Raw genomic sequence first — 16,328 nt, forward strand, 5'->3', positions numbered from 1 at the left:
AAGTCCAGCGCCGTTATGACCGCACCCTCCGACTCCACGCCCGCCAGCGAGTGGTGGCGAACCGCGGTGATCTACCAGATCTATCCGCGCTCGTTCGCCGACGCGAACGGGGACGGCACCGGCGACCTTCGCGGTGTCATCTCCAGGCTCGATCACCTGCAGCGGCTCGGCATCGACGCCCTCTGGCTGTCGCCGTTCTACACCTCCCCGATGGCCGACGCCGGCTACGACGTCGCCGACTATCGCAGCGTGGACCCGCAGTTCGGCAGCCTGGCCGACGCGGACGACCTGATCGCCGCGGCCCATCAGCGTCGGATCCGGGTGATCGTCGACCTGGTGCCGAACCACACCTCGGACGACCACGTGTGGTTCCGCGAGGCGCTGGCGTCGGCGCCGGGCTCCGCCGCGCGGGCCCGCTACCACTTCCGTGATGGCCGGGGCCCCTCCGGAGACCAGCCGCCGAACTCCTGGCAGAGCGTCTTCGGCGGCAGCGCCTGGACCCGGACCCAGGACCCTGACGGCACCCCCGGGCAGTGGTACCTGCACCTGTTCGACTCGCGCCAGCCCGACCTGGACTGGTCCAACCCCGAGGTGGTCGAGGAGTTCCACGACATCCTCCGCTTCTGGCTGGACCGAGGCGTCGACGGCTTCCGCGTCGACGTGGCCCACGGCCTGGTGAAAGCGGAGGGTCTGCCCGAGTGGGACCACGGACAGGAGTTGCTGGAGGGCGCCACCGCCGACGGCCTCCGTCCGCCGATGTGGGACCAGGACGGCGTCCACGAGATCTACCGAGGCTGGCGCCGGATCCTGGACACCTACGGCGACCGGATCCTGGTGGCCGAGGCGTGGGTCTCACCCGCGGAGCGACTGGCCCAGTACGTCCGCCCCGACGAGATGCACCAGGCCTTCAACTTCGGCTTCCTGTGCTCCGGCTGGCGTGCGAGGCCGCTGCGCGAAGCGATCACCGAGTCCCTGTCCGCCAACGCGGCCGTCGGCGCCTCGTCGACGTGGGTGCTCAGCAATCACGACGTGATCCGGCACCCGACCCGGCTCAGCATCGCCCCCGACGGCGGGCTGGTGAACGGCATCGGACCCAACGACCCACAACCGGACGAGGAGGTCGGCCTGCGCCGCGGCCGCGCCGCCAGCCTGCTGATGCTGGCTCTCCCCGGGTCGGCCTACCTCTACCAGGGCGAGGAACTCGGCCTGCCCGAGCACACCACCCTGCCGGACGAGGTGCGTCAGGACCCGTCCTGGTTCCGACACAACGGCCAGGTGGCCGGCCGGGACGGGTGCCGCGTCCCGATTCCCTGGCACTCGGAGGCGCCCGCCTACGGCTTCAGCAGCACGGGCCGCTCCTGGCTGCCGCTGCCGGAGTCCTACGGGCGGTACGCCGCGGACCGCCAGGTCGGCGTCCATGGATCAACCCTGGAGCTCTACCGCGAGGCCATCCGCATCCGCCGCGCCCGGCGTACCGCCACCAGCACCCTCGCCTGGACCGAAGGCTTCGACGACACCGTGGTCGCCTTCACGCTCGCGGAGGCGGGCCTCCTGCTCGTCGCCAACCTCGGCGCCGACCCGGTGACCCTCCCCCACGGCGTCCAGGTCCTGCTGAGCAGCGAGCAGCTCGACCCCCAAGGCCGAGTGCCGGCCGACGTCACCGTCTGGTGCACCATCTCGGGGGCGAACTGACCGCACCGCGGATCATCAGCGCTGGGGCTCGACGTACACGCTGGCACCCATCTCGAGGAACTCGGCCGACTTCTCCTTCATGCCCACCTCGGGATCAAGGTCGCTGCCGAAGCGCGCCCGCACGTCCTGACTGATCCGCATCGAGCAGAACTTCGGGCCGCACATCGAGCAGAAGTGGGCGGTCTTGGCGTTCTCGGCCGGCAGCGTCTCGTCGTGGAAGGCCTCCGCCGTGTGCGGGTCCAGGGAGAGCGCGAACTGGTCCCGCCACCGGAACTCGAAGCGCGCCTTGCTGAGCGCATCGTCCCAGTCCCGGGCGTGCGGATGCCCCTTCGCGACATCGGCGGCGTGCGCGGAGAGCTTGTAGGTGATCACCCCGGTCTTCACGTCGTCGCGGTTCGGGAGCCCCAGGTGCTCCTTGGGAGTGACGTAGCAGAGCATCGCGGTGCCGTGCATGGCGATGGTGGCCGCCCCGATCGCCGAGGTGATGTGGTCGTAGCCGGGCGCGATGTCGGTGACCAACGGGCCCAAGGTGTAGAAGGGCGCGCCGTGGCACCAGTCCTGCTGGAGTACGACGTTCTCCTCGACCAGGTTGAGCGGCACGTGCCCCGGCCCCTCCACCATCACCTGGACGTCGTGGGCCCAGGCGCGCTGGGTCAACTCGGCCAAGGTGCGCAGCTCCGACAACTGCGCCTCGTCGTTGGCATCGGCCGTGGAGCCGGGACGCAGCCCATCGCCGAGACTGAACGCCACGTCGTAGGCGGCGAAGATCTCGCAGAGCTCGTCGAAGTGGGTGTAGAGGAAGTTCTCCTGGTGGTGCGCCAGGCACCAGCCGGCCATGATCGAACCGCCGCGGGAGACGATGCCGGTGACCCGGTGGGCGGTCATCGGCACGTACCGCAACAGCACCCCGGCATGGATGGTCATGTAGTCGACGCCCTGCTCACACTGCTCGATCACGGTGTCCCGGAACACCTCCCAGGTGAGCTTGTCGGCCTCGCCGTCCACCTTCTCCAGCGCCTGATAGATCGGCACGGTGCCGATCGGCACCGGAGAGTTGCGGATGATCCATTCACGGGTGGTGTGGATGTCGTCACCGGTGGACAGGTCCATCACCGTGTCCGCACCCCAGGTCACCGCCCAGGTCAGCTTGTCGACCTCCTCGGCGATGCTCGAGGTGACCGCACTGTTGCCGATGTTGGCGTTGACCTTCACCAGGAACCGTCGCCCGATGATCATCGGCTCGGACTCGGGGTGGTTGACGTTGTTGGGGATGATCGCCCGCCCGGCCGCCACCTCGCTGCGGACGAGCTCGGGGTCGCAACCCTCACGAAGGGCGACGAACTCCATCTCCGGGGTGATCTCGCCCTGCTTGGCGTACCGCATCTGGGTGACGTTGCGCCCGGGCATCGCCCGCCGGGGTCGCAGCCGCTCGCCCCGCCACTCGTCCCGGGCAGCGCCGCGACGCAGCGCCGCGCGACCGTTGTCGAGCAGTTGCGTCTCCCGACCGTCGTACTCCTCGGTGTCGGCACGCTCGGCGACCCACTCCTGCCGCAACCGCGGCAGGCCGACCTCGGGGTCGGAGCCGGGGCCCTCGGTGGCGTAGCGGTCGAAGGACTCGCCGTTGGTCAGCGCCACCCGGGTGAACGGCACCTGGATGTCGGGGCGGCTGCCGGTGTGGTGGATGCGGGTGTGTGACTCGTGGACGGTCATGCGGGATCTCCTTCGATGGGGGGACGGGTCGAGACATGGGCGATCGGACCTCGGCCGCGGCCGAGCTGCCAGGACGCCGACAGGCGCAGCTGGCTGGTGGTGTACGCACCGGCCCGGCGTACCGCTGCGGTGAGGTCGTCACCGTGGGCGAGGCGGGTGGCCAGGGCCGCGCTGAACGTGCAGCCGCTGCCGTGGTCGTTGCGGGTCGGCACCGCCGGATGCCGCACCGGCACCGGCCGCCCCGCGGAACTCCCTGATGTCAGGGACTGCTGACTGTTGTCAGGGGTTGCAACCCCTGACAACAGTCGGGAACCCCTGATATCAGGCTGTTCCGACTGGGGGGCGGCGGAGGGGGGTGGGAGCGCGAGCCAGTCGGTGCACTGCGCGGATTCGGGCGCGGATTCGCGGTCGGATTCGCGGTCGGGGTCGGAGTCGGTGGAGGTCCACTCGGGTCCGCCGGTGACGACGACCGCGGGGCCGAGTGCGGCCAGCTGGGTGGCGAGCTCCTGGGCCGTGCCGTCGCCCTGAGCCAGGGCCCGCGCCTCGTCCAGATTGGGGGTGACCACGGTGGCCACCGGCAGCAGGAGCTCCCGGTAGGCGACCCGGACCGCCTCGTCTCCGAGTACGGCGCCACTGGTGGCGACCAGCACCGGGTCCACGACCAGCGGAAGTCCGCTCAACCGGTCCGCGAGCAGCGCCACCACCTCGGCCGAGCCGAGCATCCCGGTCTTGACCACGGCCACGGGCAGGTCGTCCAGCACCGCGTCGAGTTGGGCGGCCACCATCTCCCACGGGACCGGGTGGATGCCGTGCACCCCGAGGGTGTCCTGGGCGGTCACCGCGGTCACCACACAGGCACCGTGTCCTCCCAGGGCCGCGATGGTGGTCAGGTCGGCCGCGATCCCGGCCGCCCCACCGGAGTCGGAACCGGCGATCGTGAGCACCACCGGCGGCGTCATCCCGACACCACCCGGAGCAGGGCGGCCACCTCGGCGGCAGGATCGGCCGCCCGCATCACCGAGCCCATCACCGCAACGCCGGTGGCACCGGCCGCGCACGCCTGGGCGGCGTTGCCGACGGCGATGCCGCCCAGGGCGAGTACGTCGATGCCGGCCCCGGCAGCGCTGGCATAGTCACCGGCCCGCAGCGGCGGCCCGTAGCCGGGCTTGCTCGCCGAGGCGGCGTACGGCGACAGCGTCACCCAGGCGGCACCCTCGGCGGCCGCCCGATGCACCGCGGCCGAGTCGTGGCAGGACCTCCCCCACCAGCCGCCCGCGGCTGCTCCGTCGGCGGCCAGGTGCACCCCGGTGGCGGCCGGGTCGGGGATCCGCGAGGAGATCACGGTCAGGCCGTCGACGGAGGCCAACTGTTCGATCAGCGCGTGCCGGGCCTCGGCCGGCAGATCGTGCTCGCGCACGATCACCGCGCGCAGTCCGGCCTCGGCACACTCGGTGACGGTGCGCAGCAGGCCGCGGCCCAGCCGCAACTGGGACCGGTCGGTGAGCAGCACCACCGGCGGCAACGTCATCCGATCCTCCCGGCCATCGGGCTGGAGGCCCGGGCGGTCGCCAGGCGCGGGATCCTGCCCGCCAACCGGGCGGCGTACCCACCCTCGACTCCGAGGCGCAGCGCGCGGGCCATTAACACCGGGTCGTCGGCCCGGGTGATCGCGGTCGCGGTCAGCACCGCGGCGCAGCCGAGCTCCATCGCCAGGGCCGCGTCGCTGGCGGTGCCGACCCCCGCGTCGAGGACGACCGGGACGTCGACGGCGGCCACCACCGACTCGATCGCATAGGGGTTGAGGACGCCGAGCCCGGTGCCGATCGGCGAGCCGAGCGGCATCACCGCCGCACACCCCGCGTCGACCAGCCGTCGCGCCAGCACTGCGTCGTCGGTGCTGTAGGGCAGCACCGTGAACCCGTCGGCGACCAACTGCTCGGCGGCCTCGAGCAACTCCACGGGGTCCGGCATCAGGGTGGTCTCGTCACCGATCACCTCGAGTTTGACCCAGTCGGTCTCCAGCGCCTCACGAGCCAACTGGGCGGTCAGCACGGCTTCCCGGGCGGTCCGGCAGCCCGCCGTGTTGGGCAGGATCGGTACGCCGGCGTCCCGCAGGATCGCCAGCACGCCGCCACCGCCCGTCCCTGAGGTACGCCGGATCGACACCGTCACCAGGCCCGGCCGGGCAGCGTCGAGCACCGGCGCCAACAGTGCGGTGCGCGGCAGCCCACCGGTGCCCAGGAAGAGCCGGGACCCGAGCTTCTGCCCGGCGATCACCAGATCTGCGTTCATCCGCCCTGCACCGCCGTCACGACCTCGACGTCATCGCCCTCGCGCAACTCCTGCTGGTGCCGGGAGCGCGGCACCACGGCGCCGTTGACGGCCACGGCGACGCCGGCGGCGTCGGCCGGGAGCAGCGTCGCGACGGTGGCGCCGTCCGCTACCTGGCGGGATTCTCCGTTGACGGTGATCCTCATGCTGCTCCTGGTGTCTCGAAGCGTTGTGGGTCGACGGCGGGCTCGAGGACGCCCCGGTCCACGTGGTCGGCGATCAGCCTGGCGGTGAGCGGCGCCAGCAGGACGCCGTGTCGGTAGTGACCGGCGGCCAGCAGGACGTCCGGCCGGCCGGACGGTCCGATCAGCGGCAGGTTGTCCGGGGTGCCCGGCCGGTCCCGGGCGATCGCCTCCACGAAGGTGGCTCGGTCCAGGCCCGGTGCGAGCTCGCCAGCGGCCTCGAGCAGCCGGCGCACCCCTTCCACGGTCACCTCGGCGGCCGCGTCGTGCTCCTCCGAGGTGGCGCCGATGACGACTTCTGCGGTTCCGTCCCGGGGGCGCCGCGGCACCAGGTACACCGGCTGGCCGCGGACCCAGCCGCGCACCGTGCCGCGGGGCGGATCGTCGCTGCGCACCCGGATGATCTCGCCGCGGACGCCGCGCACCAGGTGCGGGAAGGGTGCCGGCAGCGTGGCACCGGTGGCGACCACGGTGGTGTCGACCTCGCCGGCTGCGCTCGGTTGCACCTGGTGGCGCGACAGCAGTGCCGCCAGCACCTGCCGGGGGTCGACGCTGCGCTCGTCGGGCAGCCAGGCGCCCCGGGTCACCCTCCCCAGGCAGGGTTCACGGTCGCGCAGGTCGGCGCGGCTGAGCGGCGTCGCCGGCACACCGGCGTCCGTCAGGGCTGCGAGGTGGCGGTCGACCTGTTGGGCGTCGGCGGCATCCACCCCGGCCAGCACCGTGCCGCCGGTGTGCAAGGGCACGCCCAGCCGGGCGGCGTACTCCGGCCAGAGCGCCAGCGACTCCCGACCCAGCCGGGTCAGTTCCTCCTCGCCGTGCCAGAACTCGCCGCCGGGGCTGAGCATCCCGGCGGCGGCGTACGACGCACCGCTGCCGGGCGCCGGGTCGACGATCTGGACCCGGTGGCCCCGGCGGGCCAGTTCGTCGGCGACGCTGAGACCGATGATGCCGGCGCCGAGCACGCGGATCCGGGTCATGCCACAGCCAGCGCGTTGACCAACCGGCCGGCCGCCGCCACCGGGTCGGCGTCCTCCCAGATGGCGGCGATGGTGGCCATTCCGTGACCGCCGGCGGCGCGGACCCGGGCGGCATCGTCGACGCCCAGGCCACCGATGCCGACCAGTGGCAGCGGGCCGGCGGCGGCACGGAGCGCCTCGAAGCCCAGTGGTGCGGGGAGCCCGACCTTGGAGGTGCTGGTCCGGATCGGCCCGAAGCCGGCGTAGTCGGCGCCGTCCGCGGCCGCCTGGACCGCGTGCTGCCGGGAGCGGCAGGTGGCGCCGATGATCAGGTCGGGGGCGATCCGGCGGGCGTGTGGCACGGGCAGGTCGTCGCGACCGAGATGGACACCGTCGGCGCCTGCGGCCAGGGCGATGTCGACGCGGTCGTTGACGATCACCATCGCGCCGTGGCTGCGGACCGCGTCGATGACGGCGCCGGCGAGGGTGAGCAGGGTGGAGTCGTCGAGCCCCTTGGCCCTGACCTGGAATCCGCCGACCCCGACCTCGGCCAGTCGTGGCAGCAGGCCGGGCCGTTCGAGGTGCCCTTGGTCGACCAGACAGAAGAGCCGCGGAATGCGTGGCGTAGACATCGCCCCTCACTTCCTTCGCCGGCATTACCCGGAGCAGGTTCGACGGTCAGGGCGGCATCAGCCCCATCTCAGCCCCTGCCGGGGCACCCGTGGTGGATACTCGTCACGATAGCGGACGCGGCGAAGAGGGGAACGAGCATGATGCGTCTTGGACTGTTGGCCAGCCCACTGCTGTTGGCGCTGTGGCTGTTCTGTGTGATCGACGTGATCCTGACCCGCGACGACGAGCCTCGACATCTGCCCAAGGTGGGGTGGCTGCTGCTGGTGCTGTTCTTCCCGTTGGTGGGGTCGATCGCCTGGCTGGTGGTGGGCCGACCGCGCAAGCCGAAGCAGTCGCCGTACGGGCCGGCCACGGCGTTCCCCGAGTACGACCGTCCGGGCCGCGCTGCCGCGGTCGACCCGAACGCGGATGCCGAGTTCCTGCGCCAGGTGCGTGAGCGCGCCGAGGAGCAGCGGCGGCGATACCGCGAGCAGCAGGCGGAGCGGGCCGCCGCCGAGGCGAGCGCCGACCCGGCGGTGCCGGAGGAGCCGTCGGTCGAGCAGCCCGACGAGGACGCCTCCCCGACGTGAGCACACCGCCGCGTCAGGGTCGGTGAGACATCCGGCCCTGACCTCAGCGGGGGTCGACCGCGAGCACGGGGCGCACCACCAGAGTGGTCACCTCCATGCCGACCCCCTCGGCGACCAACGCGAGGCCGGTGCTGGTCGGGGACGGGAACACCTGGTCGGTGAGGACGATCTCCCCGTCTCCAGCGAAGACCTCGACCGAGCAGGTGTCGATCAGGATCCGCACGCGGATCGACCCGTCCACCGGCCGGTACGCCGCCCGGTGCCGAGCCGCGAAGCCGTCGCCGACGTCGACAGCCCCGGATCGGGTCCGGTCCAGGACCAGTTCACCGGCATCGGCGTCGTACCCGATCAGCGTCCGCTCGGCTCCGCCGACCCGGACCGCGATCCCGGCGAATCCCGTTGACCCTGCCACCAGGGTGAGCTCCACCAGCAGCGCGGAGCCGGTCACCGGGAGCGGCCGCTCGCCGCTCTCCACGTCGGTGCTGCCCAGTTCCAACGTCGGCGGCCCCAGCTGCGGCAGCACCGGCTCCTGGGCCAGGCGGAGGTCCGCGCCGGACCGGCGCAACGCGCACCGCCGAGGCAGGGTCATCGCGCCCCGGAAGCTCTCGGTGGGCACCGACTTCTGGTAGGCCCAGTTGCCCAGCCACCCGATCATCAGCCCGGCGGGGGCGTTGTCGAAGGAGACCGCGGCATAGCAGTCGGCGCCGTGGTCGAACCATCGGGCGGCCCCGTCCGCTGTGAAGGCGACACCGTCGAAGTCACCGAGGAAGTACTGCATTCCCGAACCGCCTGCGGGCGCACCGTCCTGGACGCTCACCACGAGCACCCACCGTCCCCCGCCGGCTGTCTCCGGCTCCGGCAGCCAAACAAGATCCGGGCACTCCCAGACCCCGTCCAAGGCCCCAGCGGGACCGAAGTCGCTCAGGTGCGTCCAGGAGAGCAGGTCGTCGGAGCGATAGAACTGGATCACCCGGTCGTCGGCGAGCACGACGACCATCACCCAGTGGTCGTGGTGTCGAAACACCTTGGGGTCGCGGAACTCGGTCGACCCCAGATCCAGCACCGGGTTGTCGGCGTACCGCTGCCAGCTCCGCCCCCGGTCCAGGCTGAAGGCGATCGACTGCGCCTGGATCCCGGTGCCGGTGTCGACGCTGGTGTAGATCGCCACCAGCGGCACCTGGCCGCTGGAGCCGGCGAGGCCCGAGGTGTTGTCGTGGTCGACGACCACGCTGCCGGAGAAGATCTCCTCAGCCTCGGTGGCTGCGAGCGCGACCGGGAGCTCCTGCCAGTGCACCAGGTCCGGGCTGACGGCGTGTCCCCAGGACATGTTCCCCCAGTCGGTGCCGTGCGGGTTGTACTGGAAGAAGAGGTGGTACTCGCCCTCGTAGTGGACGAGTCCATTGGGGTCGTTCATCCAGTTCCGCTGGGGAGTGAAGTGGTACGTCGGACGGAACGGTTCGGCTGCCACTGCAGACCTCCTGTCCGTGGCAACGGTGTCAGCGGACCACCGGCAGCGTCAACTGCTGCCCGTCGCCGCCGGCGATGGTGACCGCGACCGGAGTCAGTCCGCCCCGGTAGTTCAGCGATCCACCGGCGACCACCAGCCGCAGCCGATGGCCGGCGTCGAAGCGGTGCACGATCCCCGGCAGCGCGACGTCGAAGGGCTTGGTCACGTCGGGGATCCGGACCGGCGCCTCCAGGCCCTTGATCAGCCGGGCGGATCCGTCCGGGGCGACGTCGACGAGCTTCACGAAGAGGACGAGTTGGCCGCTCGGGCCGAGCCCCTGGGTGAGTGCGGCGCCGGGAGCGATCACCCGCAGCCGGGCGGTCGGGATGCCCACCACGTCGATGGGGGCGGTCAGGGCCGCCGAGGTCCACTGCGCGAACGTGCCGGGCAGGTCCCCGAGCGTGAGCGTGGGCGCCCCGGTGTAGCTGCCGAGCACGTCCGCCTCGTCGATGCTGGTGGGCAGCCCGGCGGCCGGGGTGAGCAGGCTCTGGGTTCCCCACAGCGTGGGCGCCGAGCCGGTGACCAGGCGGCCGTCGCCGGAGAGGCGCCAGACGCGCTCGCTGCCGGCCGGGTACTTCCCGGAGATCCCGTACGCCGGGCGGGCATTGCCGTCATAGTCGACCCAGTCCCGGAAGAAGCTGAACGGCGGGCCCGTGTCCACCGCCCGACCCTTGAGGTGGTGCTCGAACCACGCCAGGATCCGTCCGCTCACGTAGCCGGCCTCGGGGTTCGCGAAGTCGAGCTCGCCGGGGACAGCGCCGCCGGAGTGACCGGTGGACTGCCAGATCAGCTTGGTCTCCACGCCGCGAGCCCGGAGAGCCTCATAGGTGGCGACCGACTCGTTGAGGTTGAACAGGGTGTCGTGCTGCCCCTGGATCAGCAGCACCGGTGCGTTGATCCGGTCGAGGTAGGAGGAGACCGAGGCGGCCCGGAGTTCGGCGACGTGTTCGGGCTGCAGATAGCCGGTGGCGCCCGCAGTGACCAGTGCCGGGCAGACGAAGTCCGCGAAGTTCGGGCACGGCAGCAGGTCCGGGGGGATCTGCTGGTTGATCAGGTCGGAGGCCATCCCGAGGCCGGAGAAGGCCAGGCCCCAGATCAGCTTCACCGCTCCCGGGGCGACGGAGCTGACGCCGGTGCTCGCGTCGGTGCCGTTCGGGCCCAGGCTGTAGCTCAGGTCGTTCCAGGTGATCAACGGGGCGAGCGCATCGATCCGTGGGTCGATCGAGGCGACGGCGAACTGGAATCCGCCGCCGTAGGAGCCACCGAGGGTGCCGACCCGCGGGTCGCCGGGACCGTCCAGGGCGATCACGTCGAGCGTGGGCGCCGGCTCGGTGAGCCCGGCGTCGAGGTGCGCGATGCCGTCGTCCCCGGCCAGGTAGTCGACGAGTTGGCTGGCCGCCTTGCCGTCGAAGTCGGGGTGGTCGAGGGTGATCTTGCAGGTGGAGCCACCGAAGCCGAGCCCCGAGTACGCCAGCACGGCGTACCCCCGTTGGGCGAACGAGTGACCGATCGGCGCCTGACTCTCCTTGGAGCCGCCGAATCCGTTGGTGGTCAGGATCGCCGGGACCGGGGCGTTCGGCGTGGCGTCGGCAGGCAGGTAGAGGTCGCCGATGATCCGGCACTCGGTCGCGTCGTCGGGACCGACGGTGACCCCGAAGTGCAAGGTCTGCACCGTGTACGGCGCCTCGGCCGCGGCGGTGCTGACACCGGCCGCCGCGGAGGCGGCGAGGAGCAGGGCAGCAGGCAGGGCCAGACGTCGCATGGCCCCTACAACGATCTGGAGGTGATCTGCGTTACGTCAACGGGAGAGGATCACCGAGGAGCCATGGCCGAAGAGCCCCTGGTTGGCGGTGATACCGACCCGGGCTCCTTCGACCTGGCGGCCGGTGGCCTGGCCACGCAGCTGCCAGGTGAGCTCACAGACCTGGGCCAGCGCCTGCGCGGGGACCGCCTCGCCGAAGCAGGCCAGCCCCCCGGACGGGTTGACCGGGATCCGACCGCCGATAGTGGTCTCACCGGCGCGCAGCAACTCCTCGGCCGTCCCCCGGTCGCAGAGTCCGAGATCCTCCATCCAGTCGAGCTCCAGCGCCGTGGACAGGTCATAGACCTCGGCCACGTCGACGTCCTCGGGCGCCAGCCCGGCCTCCTCGTACGCCGCGTGCGCGAGCGACTCCTTGAAGGTCCGCTCCCCTGCCGGCACCACCCCAGCATGGTCGGTGGAGAACAGCGGCATGTCGATGACGGTCTGCGGGAAGGTGGGGGTGACCGTCGAGATCGCCCGCACCCGCACCGGGTCGGTGAGGCCGCGCCGGCGGGCGTAGTCCACCGAGGTGAGCAGCACCGCGGCGCCGCCGTCGGAGGTGGCGCAGATGTCGAGCAGGTGCAGCGGGTCGGCCACCACCGGTGAGCCGAGCACGTCGGCGACGGCGACCTCCTTGCGGTAGCGCGCGTTCGGATTGCTCAGACCGTGGCGGGCGTTCTTGACCTTGACCCGGGCGAAGTCCTCAGGCGTGGCGCCGTAGAGGTCGATCCGGCGGCGGGCATAGAGGGCGAAGTACGCCGGGTTGGTCATCCCGAGCAGCCGGAACCGCAACCAGTCGGGGTCGTCCCAGCGCTCGCCCGCGTTGGGGGCGAGGAAGCCCTTGGGGGTGGTGTCGGCGCCGACGACCAGTGCCACCTCGGACTGGCCGGCCAGGATCTTGGCTCGGGCCACGTCGAGGGCCTGGGCGCCGGTGGCGCAGGCGGCGTAGGAGGTGGCGATCCGGGCGCCGTTCCAGCCCAGCGCCGAGGCGAAGGTGGACCCGGCGACGTAGCCGCCGTACCCGTTGCGGACGGTCTCACCGCCCACGACCAGGTCGACGTCGGTCCACGGGACATCGGCGTCGGCAAGGGCGGCGCGGGCCGCGGCCACGCCGTACTTGACGAAGCTGTCACCCCACTTGCCCCACGGGTGCATGCCCACGCCGAGCACTGCCACGTCGCTCATCGGGTACCTCCATCGAGATCGGTGGGCTTCCAGCGCCAGATCGTCCGGGGTCCCTCGTCGTCGACGTAGAGCGTCTCGACGACGAGCTCGACCGGGGAGCCGACGTGGACGTCGTCGACGCCGTAACCGTCGGCGAGCTGACCGAGGACGGTGATCCCCTCGGGGAGCTCCACCGCCGCGAGTCCGAAGGAGCGGTAGTCACCCGGGGGCGGCTGATAGGGCGGCGGCGGCTGGTACTGGGCGTCGGTGTAGGACCAGACGGTGCCGGTCCGGGAGAGCGCATGCTCGACGAACTCGGACCCGTCACAGCCCGGGTTGCGGCAGTAGTCGTCCTGCTTGGGGAAGTAGACGCAACCGCAGGTCACGCACCGGGTGCCGAGCAGGCTGGGCTGCTCACCGGTGGTGAACCAGCCGTCGATCGCGGGGGTGGCCATGGGACCGTCCTGTGTCGTCGAAAACTAGAACAGGTTCCAGTATAGGCCACTGACCGGGATCGTGCCGGGCGGATCCTTCAGTCGGTGCCGTGCTCGGCGATGAAGGCGAGGATGTCCTCGGCGAGTTCGGGACGACAGACGATCAGGTCCGGCAGGTAGACATCGGCCTGGTTGTAGCGCAGTTCGGAGCCGTCCACCCGTGAGGTGAACAGTCCGGCCGCCCGCGCCACCGCCACCGGGGCGGCGGAGTCCCACTCGTACTGACCCCCGGCATGCACGTAGGCATCCGCGACATCGCGCACCACCGACATCATCTTCACCCCGGCCGAGCCCATCGGCACCAGTTCGGCGTCAAGCGCCGCGGCGAGCGCCTCGACGAAAGCGGGCGGGCGACTGCGGGACACCGCGATCCGGACCTTCGGCGCGGAGCGCGGAGGGACCACGGGCGCCGCGCCGGTGTTGAAGGTCTCTCCCAGCACCGGCTGGGCGACCGCGCCGGCCACCAGGGTGCCGTTGTCCGCCGAGGACCACAGGGCGACGTGCACCGCCCAGTCGTCGCGCGGCGGCTCGGAGAACTCCCGCGTCCCGTCCAGCGGGTCGATGATCCAGACCCGGTCGGCGAGCAACCGGTTCGGGTTGTCCTTGCCCTCCTCGCTGAGTACGTCGTCCTCGGGACGGTAGCGAGCCACCAGCTCCATCAGCAGGTCGTGCGCTGCGGCATCCCCCGCATCCTTGAGGGCCTTGCCCTCGAGGCCCTCGGCGCGGACCTGGAGGAGTCGCTCGCCGGCCACCGTCGCCGCCCAGGTGGCGAACACATGGTCGTCGGTGGCGGCTGCCTCAGGAAGGGGGTGCTTGGCCAGGAGTGCGTCGATCACCACGGCACCATAACCCGCTGTGACACTCACGGTGACGGTCTCAGTGTGCGAGCCGTCACATCAGCGGTTGAATCGCTGCTGGGTCAGCTCCAGCCCGTCCCGGGCGAGCGACTCGACGGCGTCGGCGAGCTCGACGATGTGCAGCGGCACTTCCTTGCGCTGCGTGGTCGAGTAGTCCGAGAGGACGTAGTCGTGCACCGACTGCCTGCCGGGGGGCCGACCGATGCCGGCGCGGACCCGGAAGAAGTCACCGGTGCCCAGCGAGGCCCGGATCGACTTGAGGCCGTTATGGCCGTTGTCGCCGCCGCCGAGCTTGACCCGGATGGCGCCGAAGTCGATGTCGAGCTCATCGTGGATGACGATGAGGTGGTCGGGCTCCACCTTGTAGAACCTGGCCAGCGTGGCGACCGGCCCGCCGGAGGTGTTCATGTAGCCCCGGGACTTGGCCAACACCACCCGGGGCGCGTCGGGGCCGGGGGCGCCCAGGCGCCCCTCGGCCACGACCGCACGTCCGGACTTGTCGGCCCTGAACGACGAGCCGACCCTGCGGGCCAGCTCGTCGACCACCATCTGGCCGACGTTGTGCCGATGGCCGGCGTAGGTGGAGCCGGGATTGCCCAGCCCCACCACCAGCCAGATCGTCACTCCTCGGTGGCGGCGGCGTCGTCGTCGCCGGCGGCAGCCTCGGCCTCGGCCTCGGTCGCCTCGCCCTCGACGACCGGCTCCGGCTCCTCGGTGGGCGCGTTGGTCACGTTGACGATCAGCGTCTCCGGGTCGGTGAGCAGCGTCGAACCCTTGGGCAGGATCACGCCGCTGGCGAACACCTGGGTGCCGACCTCGGCGCCCTCGATGCTGACCTCGATGAACTCGGGGATGTGGGTGGCCTCGGCCTCGATCTGGATGGTGGTGTTCTCGGTGACCACCAGGCTGAGCCGCACGGCCTCGCCGACCAGGTGGATCGGGACGTCCACGGTGACCTTCTCGCCCTTGCGGACCGCGACGAAGTCGATGTGCTCGATGGCGCGACGGATCGGGTCGACCTGGACCTGCTTGGTCAGCGCGAGCTGGGTGCTGCCGTCGATGCTCAGCTCGAGCAGGGCGTTCGCACCGCCGTGCTTGAGGGCCAGCCAGGTGTCGTGGCCGGGCAGGGTGACGTGGATCGGGTCGTTCCCGTGGCCGTAGATGACGGCGGGGATCTTGTCGGCGCGACGGATCCGACGGGCTGCGCCCTTGCCGAACTCGGTGCGGGTCTCGGCGACGATCTTGGACTCGGACATGCTGGTCTCCTGCTCTGGACTACGACGAAGTCTGGGGTGTGTCCCCGTCGAGCGGAGGGGCCGCGCACGACAGCACGGCACGAATCTCGCCGGCCCTGTCGATCACGGAGTCGAACTCCCTCGCCGAGGCAACCTGGCAATGCTATCGGGTGGCGGGCCCTGACGCCGAATCGGTCCGCTACGCCTGACCGTCGAACATCGAGGTCACCGAGCCATCCTCGAAGACCTCGCGGATCGCCCGGGCGAGCAGCGGGGCGATCGAGAGCACCGTCAACTTGTCGAAGTGGCGCGCCTCGTCGATCGGCAACGTGTCGGTGACCACGACCTCGACGGCCGGGCAGTTCTTGAGCCGGTCCACGGCCGGGTCGGAGAGGATCGCGTGGGTGGCGGCGATGATCACGCCCGCTGCTCCCTCGGCCATGATCGCTTCGGCCGCCTTCACGATGGTGCCGCCGGTGTCGATCATGTCGTCGGTGAGCACGCACATCCGGCCCTCGACCTCGCCGACCACACGGTTCGCCACGGTCTCGTTGGGGCGGTCGGTGCGACGAGTCTTGTGGATGAACGCCAGCGGCGCTCCCCCGAGCCGTGCCGACCAGCGCTCGGCCACCTTGATCCGGCCGGCGTCGGGCGAGACCACGGCCAGCGGCTGGTCGCCGTACTTGGCCTTGATGTGGTCGGTGAGCAGCGGCAGCGCCATCAGGTGGTCGACTGGGCCGTCGAAGTAGCCCTGCAACTGATCAGCGTGCAGGTCGACGGAGATGATCCGGTCCGCGCCCGCGGTCTTGAACAGGTCCGCGACCAGGCGGCCGGAGATCGGCTCGCGACCTCGGTGCTTCTTGTCCTGGCGCGAGTACCCCCAGAACGGCATCACCACGGTGATTCGCTTGGCCGAGGCACGCTTGAGCGCGTCGACCATGATCAGGTGCTCCATGATCCACTCGTTGATCGGAGCGGTGTGGCTCTGGATGACGAACGCGTCGCAGCCGCGCACCGACTCCTCGTAGCGCACATAGATCTCGGAGTTGGCGAACTCGTACGCCGAAGTGCCGACCAGCTTGACGCCCATCTCGTCGGCGACTGCTTCGGCGAGCGCGGGGTGCGCCCGGCCGCTGAAGATCATCAGGTTCTTCTCGGTGGTGCGCTTCAATCCGCTCACGCTGGCTGCCCTTCTCA

The 16,328-nt window shown here is 71.1% G+C and carries 17 protein-coding genes and 1 riboswitch; of the genes, 2 read left to right on the top strand and 15 right to left on the bottom strand.

The window, feature by feature from the left end:
• Positions 1-15: 15 nt before the first annotated feature.
• Positions 16-1,692 (top strand): glycoside hydrolase family 13 protein, encoded by a 1,677-nt coding sequence (locus JKG67_RS04945; protein WP_203336598.1) that lies wholly within the window; start codon positions 16-18, stop codon positions 1,690-1,692.
• Positions 1,693-1,707: 15 nt separating this feature from the next.
• Here JKG67_RS04945 and thiC read toward each other — a convergent pair whose 3' ends face one another.
• The 7 genes from thiC to JKG67_RS04980 all read right to left on the bottom strand — a co-directional run bounded on the left by thiC (position 1,708) and on the right by JKG67_RS04980 (position 7,503).
• Positions 1,708-3,402: a phosphomethylpyrimidine synthase ThiC gene (thiC, locus tag JKG67_RS04950; RefSeq protein ID WP_203336163.1), complete on the bottom strand. Its 1,695-nt coding sequence runs from the start codon at positions 3,400-3,402 to the stop codon at positions 1,708-1,710.
• Positions 3,399-4,361: a bifunctional hydroxymethylpyrimidine kinase/phosphomethylpyrimidine kinase gene (thiD, locus tag JKG67_RS18390; protein ID WP_238997971.1), complete on the bottom strand. Its 963-nt coding sequence runs from the start codon at positions 4,359-4,361 to the stop codon at positions 3,399-3,401. The genes thiC and thiD overlap by 4 nt, the downstream gene beginning before the upstream one ends.
• Positions 4,358-4,930 carry a thiamine phosphate synthase gene (locus JKG67_RS04960; RefSeq protein ID WP_203336164.1) on the bottom strand — a complete coding sequence of 191 codons (573 nt, stop codon included), beginning with the start codon at positions 4,928-4,930 and terminating at the stop codon, positions 4,358-4,360. Before JKG67_RS04960 ends, thiD begins: the two co-directional genes overlap by 4 nt.
• Positions 4,927-5,694: a thiazole synthase gene (locus JKG67_RS04965; protein WP_203336165.1), complete on the bottom strand. Its 768-nt coding sequence runs from the start codon at positions 5,692-5,694 to the stop codon at positions 4,927-4,929. The genes JKG67_RS04960 and JKG67_RS04965 overlap by 4 nt, the downstream gene beginning before the upstream one ends.
• Positions 5,691-5,879, bottom strand: a complete 189-nt coding sequence (gene thiS / locus JKG67_RS04970; RefSeq protein ID WP_203336166.1) for a sulfur carrier protein ThiS — start codon at positions 5,877-5,879, stop codon at positions 5,691-5,693. The genes JKG67_RS04965 and thiS overlap by 4 nt, the downstream gene beginning before the upstream one ends.
• Complete coding sequence (locus tag JKG67_RS04975; protein ID WP_203336167.1) at positions 5,876-6,892, bottom strand: FAD-dependent oxidoreductase; 1,017 nt, start codon at positions 6,890-6,892, stop codon at positions 5,876-5,878. The genes thiS and JKG67_RS04975 overlap by 4 nt, the downstream gene beginning before the upstream one ends.
• Complete coding sequence (locus JKG67_RS04980) at positions 6,889-7,503, bottom strand: thiamine phosphate synthase (protein WP_203336168.1); 615 nt, start codon at positions 7,501-7,503, stop codon at positions 6,889-6,891. Before JKG67_RS04980 ends, JKG67_RS04975 begins: the two co-directional genes overlap by 4 nt.
• A riboswitch (TPP riboswitch) is annotated at positions 7,496-7,604 on the bottom strand. It overlaps the preceding gene by 8 nt.
• Positions 7,605-7,641: 37 nt before the next feature.
• On the opposite strand from JKG67_RS04980, the gene JKG67_RS04985 reads away from it, so the two are divergent.
• A complete protein-coding gene (locus tag JKG67_RS04985) occupies positions 7,642-8,073 on the top strand; it encodes a PLDc N-terminal domain-containing protein (RefSeq protein WP_203336169.1) in 432 nt (143 codons plus the stop codon).
• A gap of 43 nt (positions 8,074-8,116) precedes the next feature.
• Here JKG67_RS04985 and JKG67_RS19020 read toward each other — a convergent pair whose 3' ends face one another.
• The 8 genes from JKG67_RS19020 to JKG67_RS05025 form a co-directional block, all read right to left on the bottom strand.
• Positions 8,117-9,541, bottom strand: a complete 1,425-nt coding sequence (locus JKG67_RS19020; protein ID WP_203336170.1) for a glycoside hydrolase family 32 protein — start codon at positions 9,539-9,541, stop codon at positions 8,117-8,119.
• Positions 9,542-9,569: 28 nt separating this feature from the next.
• A complete protein-coding gene (locus tag JKG67_RS04995; RefSeq protein ID WP_203336171.1) occupies positions 9,570-11,342 on the bottom strand; it encodes a CocE/NonD family hydrolase in 1,773 nt (590 codons plus the stop codon).
• A gap of 36 nt (positions 11,343-11,378) precedes the next feature.
• The gene (locus tag JKG67_RS05000) at positions 11,379-12,566 is read right to left on the bottom strand and encodes a lipid-transfer protein (RefSeq protein ID WP_203336172.1); all 1,188 of its coding nucleotides are present in this window, start codon (positions 12,564-12,566) and stop codon (positions 11,379-11,381) included.
• Positions 12,563-13,000 (bottom strand): Zn-ribbon domain-containing OB-fold protein, encoded by a 438-nt coding sequence (locus JKG67_RS05005; RefSeq protein WP_203336173.1) that lies wholly within the window; start codon positions 12,998-13,000, stop codon positions 12,563-12,565. The genes JKG67_RS05000 and JKG67_RS05005 overlap by 4 nt, the downstream gene beginning before the upstream one ends.
• Before the next feature lie 77 nt (positions 13,001-13,077).
• The gene (locus JKG67_RS05010; protein ID WP_307816438.1) at positions 13,078-13,875 is read right to left on the bottom strand and encodes a 3'(2'),5'-bisphosphate nucleotidase CysQ; all 798 of its coding nucleotides are present in this window, start codon (positions 13,873-13,875) and stop codon (positions 13,078-13,080) included.
• Between the two features lie 60 nt (positions 13,876-13,935).
• Entirely contained in the window at positions 13,936-14,520 is a 585-nt protein-coding gene (pth, locus tag JKG67_RS05015; protein ID WP_203336174.1) for an aminoacyl-tRNA hydrolase, read from the bottom strand.
• On the bottom strand, positions 14,517-15,152 hold the full coding sequence (locus JKG67_RS05020; RefSeq protein ID WP_203336175.1) for a 50S ribosomal protein L25/general stress protein Ctc: 636 nt from the start codon (positions 15,150-15,152) through the stop codon (positions 14,517-14,519). Before JKG67_RS05020 ends, pth begins: the two co-directional genes overlap by 4 nt.
• A gap of 178 nt (positions 15,153-15,330) precedes the next feature.
• Entirely contained in the window at positions 15,331-16,311 is a 981-nt protein-coding gene (locus JKG67_RS05025; RefSeq protein WP_203336176.1) for a ribose-phosphate diphosphokinase, read from the bottom strand.
• Positions 16,312-16,328 lie beyond the last annotated feature (17 nt).

Source organism: Nocardioides limicola, assembly GCF_016827675.1.
Taxonomy (GTDB): Bacteria; Actinomycetota; Actinomycetes; order Propionibacteriales; family Nocardioidaceae; genus Nocardioides; species Nocardioides limicola.